This is a genomic window from Streptomyces sp. NPDC059142, assembly GCF_042755665.1.
Lineage (GTDB): Bacteria > Actinomycetota > Actinomycetes > Streptomycetales > Streptomycetaceae > Streptomyces.
On the sequence record NZ_JBHZDA010000149.1, the window covers coordinates 939 to 7,120 of the forward strand.

At 72.9% G+C, this 6,182-nt stretch carries 5 protein-coding genes and 1 pseudogene; 1 reads left to right on the plus strand and 5 read right to left on the minus strand.

The window, feature by feature from the left end; translation table 11 throughout:
• From ACFXPK_RS31150 to ACFXPK_RS31170, 5 genes and pseudogenes are all read right to left on the minus strand, one after another.
• A pseudogene (locus ACFXPK_RS31150) lies at positions 1-705 on the minus strand (DUF58 domain-containing protein); the annotation flags it as partial.
• A 12-nt stretch (positions 706-717) separates the two neighbouring features.
• Positions 718-1,719, minus strand: a complete 1,002-nt coding sequence (locus ACFXPK_RS31155) for an AAA family ATPase (protein WP_385000316.1) — start codon at positions 1,717-1,719, stop codon at positions 718-720.
• The gene (locus tag ACFXPK_RS31160; protein WP_385080483.1) at positions 1,716-2,942 is read right to left on the minus strand and encodes a DUF4350 domain-containing protein; all 1,227 of its coding nucleotides are present in this window, start codon (positions 2,940-2,942) and stop codon (positions 1,716-1,718) included. Before ACFXPK_RS31160 ends, ACFXPK_RS31155 begins: the two co-directional genes overlap by 4 nt.
• Positions 2,939-3,625 (minus strand): DUF4129 domain-containing protein, encoded by a 687-nt coding sequence (locus ACFXPK_RS31165; RefSeq protein WP_385080485.1) that lies wholly within the window; start codon positions 3,623-3,625, stop codon positions 2,939-2,941. Before ACFXPK_RS31165 ends, ACFXPK_RS31160 begins: the two co-directional genes overlap by 4 nt.
• A gap of 4 nt (positions 3,626-3,629) precedes the next feature.
• Positions 3,630-4,832: a hypothetical protein gene (locus ACFXPK_RS31170; RefSeq protein WP_385080487.1), complete on the minus strand. Its 1,203-nt coding sequence runs from the start codon at positions 4,830-4,832 to the stop codon at positions 3,630-3,632.
• A 410-nt stretch (positions 4,833-5,242) separates the two neighbouring features.
• Here ACFXPK_RS31170 and ACFXPK_RS31175 point away from each other — a divergent pair.
• Positions 5,243-6,182, plus strand: a 940-nt coding sequence (locus ACFXPK_RS31175) for an S-methyl-5-thioribose-1-phosphate isomerase (RefSeq protein WP_385080489.1), incomplete at its 3' end; no start/stop codon positions are given.

The following is a 6,182-nucleotide window of genomic DNA, read 5'->3' on the forward strand; positions in this document are numbered from 1 at the left end:
GCGCGGCGCGCCCTCTGGCGCCGGCTGGCGGTTGCGACTGCGGCGGCCGCGCGCGCGCCCTCCCCCCCCCCCCCCCCTGGACCGGGTGTCGTCGCCGGTGACGTACTCCCTGAGGCTGTCGAACTCGGTGCCCTCGCCTCGGGTCAGCACGCTGGTGCGGCCGTCGAGTTCCCGTAGACGGGCGAGTCGGGACGGCAGGTGCTTACGGCTCGTGAACGGCGGAAGCACCCGCACGGTCCAGGGAACGTCGTGGCTGCCCTGGCGGGCGGCCAGTCCCAGCGGGCCGAACGAGCGCACGGTCACCCGCTCCGCATGCCGGTCGCCGCGGCGGGTGGGGCGGAGCATGGTGGTCAGCCGGCGCCGCTCGCCCGGAGGGACGGTCACCGCGTGCCGCGAACTCGACCGGTCGGTCCCGCTCAGCCAACTGCTCGGCGGCCAGGCGTCGCGGAGCTGGGCGCGCAGCCGGCGGCCCGAAGTGTTGGTGACGGTCAGGTGGACTGCCGCGCTCTCGCCGAGCCGAACTGAGGTATCACCGTTTCGGGTGAATTGGAGCGTTCGCACTGGTGTCGCCAAGGCGTAGTCGCACAGAATGGCGAGTGAGAGCGGCGCATTGACGGCGAGGATCCCCGCCCAACTGGGGGCGAAGACTCCGACGGGGAGCGAGCCGAGAGCCGCGAGGAGAGCGCTCCGTCCGGTGAGGGCCACGGTTTCATCGCCTCATCGGGGTACGGGGACATGGGCGAGGATCGCGGTAATGACGGAGTCGGCAGTGACTCCCTCCATCTCTGCTTCGGGCCGGAGCTGGACGCGATGACGCAGGGTGGGAAGGGCCAGGGCTTTCACGTCGTCGGGGATGACGTAGTCGCGGCCGGTCAGCCAGGCCCAGGCACGGGCCGTGGAGAGCAGTGCGGTGGCTCCTCGTGGGGAGACGCCGAGGGACAGCGAGGGGGATTCACGCGTGGTACGGCAGATATCGACGACATAGCCCGCGATCTCGGGTGAGACAGCCGTCTTGGCGACCGCGTCGCGCGCCGCTTGCAGGTCGGCAGGCCCGGCGACGGGCCGCACCCCCGCGGCCCGGAGATCGCGCGGGTCGAACCCTTCCGCGTGACGGGTCAGCACATTGATCTCGTCGTCACGGGACGGCAGCGGCACCGTCAGTTTGAGCAGGAAGCGGTCGAGCTGGGCCTCGGGGAGGGGATAGGTCCCCTCGTACTCCACCGGGTTCTGGGTTGCCGCGACCAGGAACGGATCCGGCAGGGGACGTGCGACGCCGTCGACCGTGACCTGGCGTTCCTCCATGGCTTCCAGGAGGGACGACTGGGTCTTGGGCGGGGTGCGGTTGATCTCGTCCGCCAGCAGCAGATGGGTGAAGACGGGGCCGGGCTGGAAGGAGAACTCCGAGGTGCGGGAGTCGTAGACGAGTGATCCGGTGATGTCGCTCGGCATCAGGTCCGGGGTGAACTGAACGCGTTTCGTGTCGAGTTCGAGGGAGGCGGCAAGCGCGCGTACGAGCAGGGTCTTGGCGACCCCGGGGACTCCTTCGAGGAGGACGTGGCCGCGACAGAGGAGGGCAACGACGAGCCCGGTGACGGCGGGGTCCTGGCCGACCACCGCCTTCGCTATCTCGGCGCGCAGGGATTCCAGGGCGGCGCGGGCGCTGTCCGTGTTCCCGGCGGGGTCCGGGGTTCCGGCGTTCGGTGCGGTCGGGGCACTCATGAGGTGCGTACCTCTCTTTCGAGGGCGTCGAGTTGGTCCGCCAGGCGGATGAGGGCGGCGTCGCCGGTCGGCGCCGGGCCGAAGAGAAGAGCGGCCGGGTCGTGGTCCGTGTCCGGGAGGCGGGCGGAGACCGCGGGGGTCAGCGAATCGGCACTGTGCGCCTCGGTGGGAGGCACGCCGAGCAGTGGGGCGAGGCGGTCACGGGTGGCTGTGCGCAGGGCCGAGGCGGCGTGGTCCCGTGCGTTCGCCTTGCGGTAGAGGCCGGCGCGTCCCTCGGTGGACTCCGAGGCGCGGATGGCGACGGGGAGCCGTTCGGTCACGAGCGGGCCCAGCCGGCGGGCGCGCCACACGGCGGCGAGTAGGGCGGCCAGGAAGAGCTGGAAGGTGCCCCAGAGCCAGCCGGAAGGAATGAGTTCGAGGAATGTACTGCCGGAGGTGTCCTCGGCACCGGAGGCGGAGTCGTCACTGAGGGAAGGGAGGTACCAGACGAGATGAGGCCGGGAGCCGAGGAGTTGAAGGGCCAGCGAGGCGTTGCCCTGCCGGTCGAGGCGGTCGTTGTACAGGATGTCGGCGGAGCCGAGCAGGACCGTGTCTCCGGATGCGGTGGCGGTGTCCGGCGTGTCGGCGGAACCGGTCGGTGCCTCCGGGATCCTGACGAGGGTCGGTGCGCCGTCGCTCGGGTAGCAGGAGTCCGCGTCGGACCGTTCCGTCGCGTACCGAGCGCCGCCGATGTCGACGCTGCCCGCGCGGAGGGCCGCGGGCAGCGAGCACCGGGGGATGTGGGCCGAGACCGGTGCGGGGGTGTGTGCACGGACGCCGGGCGCCAGGGTGTCGAGGGACGCCGGGCCCGCGCCGAGGAGGACGGTGCGACCGTCCGCGGGGGCGGTGCGGGCGCGCAGGGTGTGTTGCTGCGTGGGTGTCAGCAGGTCTGGGTTGGTGACCAGCAGGGTGGTGTCGGGCCCGACCTCGTCGGTGGCCTCGCGGAGTGTGGTGCGGACGGTGACGGAGACGCCCTGGTCCCTGAGCAGTTCGGCGGCCGCACGGCTGCCGAACCGGTCGGTGGAGCGCGGGTCGAGACGGCCGTACTGCTCCCCGGAGCGCAGGGCCGCCAGGGCGATTCCGGCGGCCAGAAGAACGAGAAGGGCGAGGAGGATTCCCCGGCCGCGGGTCCAGACCTGACGGGCGGTCGGGGCGAGCGAGGTGGGACTGACGGGGGAGGTCACTGGGCGGTTCCTCCGGCCACGGTGCTCAGGTGCGGCTTCGCTCGTTCGAGGTCCGTGTCGAGTTCACGCAGCCGCAGATATGTCGGCTCGTCGGCGGTGCGGCCGCCGTACGTGACGTCGTCGAACTCCCGGGCAGCCGTGCGCAGTCGGTCGGCGTGCCCGGGGAGCGTGCGCCCCGCCTCTGCGGCCGCTTCGTCGGCGGTGCGGCCGGGACGGGGGTCGAGCAGGGCCCGTTCCTCCAGGGAGCGGACGATGGCGCGCATCCGTTCCTGGACCGCTTCCGTCCAGCGGTGGGCCGCGGCGTGCGCCTCCGCCGTGGTGCGGTGCTGTGCGGCGCTGCGGGGGCCGTCGTCGAAGAGGGTGCCCGTGGTGGTCGGCCGGCGGCCGGGAGTGCCCAGCCGCCACCACAGGGCGGCGCAGAGTGCCACGACGATCAGGACGACCACGGTGAGTCCGAGTGGGCCGCCGGGGGCGGCGCCTGACGCGGCATCGAAGAGCCGGCCGATCCACTCCCCGAGGCGGCTGAGGGCGCGTTCCAGGAGGTTGGGATCGTTCTCGTGGTACATCGGCTTGGACAGTTCCCGCTCCGCCGCCTCCCGGGCGGGGAGGCGGGGGGTGTCCAGCGGCGGGTCGTCGCTCGCGCGTATCAGCAGCCGTGTCGTCGTTCCCCCCACGATGGACACCGCATCAACTCCCGGAGGGGTCGCGGCCCGGCTGTTCGGTGCCGTAACCCGGTACGCCCGCGGCGCGCGCGAGTTCGAGGTCGAGGGCCTCGCGCCGGATGCGCTGGTCCACGTAGAGCAGGACGGTGACCCCGGCGGAGATCGGGTAGGTGATCGTGGAGGCGATCACGGCGCCGATGCCGGTGACGATGAGGAAAGGCCAGCCGGTCAGGCTCTCGCCGCCCACGGCGGAGCCGATGGCCGCGAACGGGATGGCGATGAGCAGCGAGAGCATCATGGACAGCACCAGGGTGAGCGCCAGGATGCCGAAGGTGCGCCACCAGGCGCCCGAGACGAGCTTGGCGGAGCGGCGCATCGAGGCGATGACTCCCTGGCGTTCCAGCATGAGCGCGGGGGAGGTGAGGCTGAAGAGGACCATCAGCCAGATGACGGCGACGAAGGCGGCCATCGCGCCGAGCAGGGAGAGCGCGATTCCGGCCGTGGAGCCGATCAGCAGGCCGGGCAGCATGCCGACGGTCAGTACGGCGGCGCTCATCAGCGGCAGCAGCAGGGTGTAGCCGAGGAGCTTGAGGAGGCGGGGCCGGGCCTCGCCCCAGGCGTCCGCGAGGGTGACGGGGCGGCCCAGTACGGAGCGGCTGATCACCACGGTGAGTATCGCGGTGGTGAAGAGCGTGCAGATCACCAGGATGGCGAGCGAAGGGGCGTCCGCGACGAGCTGCGACTGCGCGGACTCGGTGGCCCGGCTGAAGAGTTCGGAGGGCGGCGTGTTCGGGTCGAGCACGACGGGCTCGGGCAGCAGATAGCGCCGCAGGAGGATGTCGGCGATCTGGGAGATCGCGGAGACCGCGAGGCTGACGCTCAGCACCGTGCGCCAGTGGCGGCGCAGGGTCGACACGGCGCCGTCGAGGATCTCGCCGACGCCCAGCGGGCGGAGCGGGATGACGCCCGGCTTGGCGGCCGGCGGTCTGCCCCAGCCGGATCCTCCGCCCGGGGGCGGGCCGCCCGGGCCCCGCGTGGGTCCGGGCGCGGTGGGGCCGGTGCCGGGCGCGCTCGGCGGGGACCACTGCCCGGCGGGAGGCTGGGCCGTGGACCACTTCGAGGTGGAGCCGGTCGTGTCGTCGGCGGGCTCTGCGGGCCGGGGCACCGTGGTGTCCTGGCCGTCGGACGGGGCGGATCCGGGCGAGGCCCAGCCCGGAGTGTCGTTCACGGTCGTCCACCTCGTGGATTGGTTGAGAGGCCGGCTCGGGGAGCCGGCGCTTCGACGGTGCCCGGCCGCGGAGCGGGGCGGCGGGCCAGGTCGCGTCCGGTGGAGCTTCGCGGCCCGGTGTCGTCGATGGACCGGAGGTACAGGGACGACACCGGTGCCCCTGCGGGATGCGGTGCGGGGCGTCGCGGGCCTGTGAAGATCCGTCGGACACGACCTGGGTCCTGTTTCCCGGACCTCCGTGGAGCGGCGGCATGGTGCCGTACCTGGGGTTCCGGGTCCACGGAGATCCGGGAAACAGGGCCTGGCAGCCATCGTGCCACGCGTCGCGCCGGGGTGGACCGGGGGCTGTATCTCCTTATCGCCTCTGTTCTCGCCTTCATTGTCCGTGCCGCAGCGGGCAGACTGAGCGGATGGCTGATCAGTACGCACACACTGCGGTCGGCGTGGAGCCGCCGATGCTCCCTTCACTCCGCTGGGACGAGCCGCCCGAAGGGCCCGTACTGGTCCTCCTCGACCAGACGCGGCTTCCGGCCGAGGAGGCGGAGCTGGTCTGTACGGATGTGCCCGCGCTGGTCGTGGCGATCAGGACGCTGGCGGTCCGGGGTGCGCCGTTGCTGGGGATCGCGGGTGCCTACGGGGTGGCGCTGGCCGCCGCGCGGGGCTACGACGTCGAGGACGCCGCGGAGCAGTTGGCGGGGGCGCGGCCCACCGCCGTGAACCTGGGGTACGGGGTGCGCCGGGCCCGGGACGCGTACCGGGCGGCGGCCGGGCAGGGGGCGGACGCGAAGGGCGCGGCGGCTGCCGCGCTCACCGAGGCGAAGCGGCTGCACCGGGAAGACGCCCAGGCCAGCGCGGATATGGCGGCGTTCGGCCTCGCGTTCCTCGATGAGCTGGTGTCCGCGGGCGGCCACCGGATCCTGACCCACTGCAACACCGGGGCGCTCGTCTCGGGCGGGGAGGGTACGGCGTTCGCGGTGGCCAAGGCGGCGCACCGCGCCGGACGGTTGCGGCGCCTGTGGGTGGACGAGACCCGTCCGCTGCTCCAGGGTGCCCGGTTGACGGCGTACGAGGCGGCGCGCAGCGGGATGGCGTACACGCTGCTGACGGACAACGCGGCGGGTTCGCTCTTCGCGGCGGGGGAGGTGGACGCCGTCCTGATCGGGGCGGACCGGATCGCCGCCGACGGCTCGGTGGCGAACAAGGTGGGGAGCTATCCGCTCGCGGTGCTCGCCAAGTACCACCATGTGCCGTGGGGGGGGGGGGGGCGCCCCCCCCAGACTGCTGGGTCCACCCCGCCGGGGCGGGCTTTGTGGGGGGTGGAGCGCAGGGAGAGGGGGGTGGGCGGGGTAG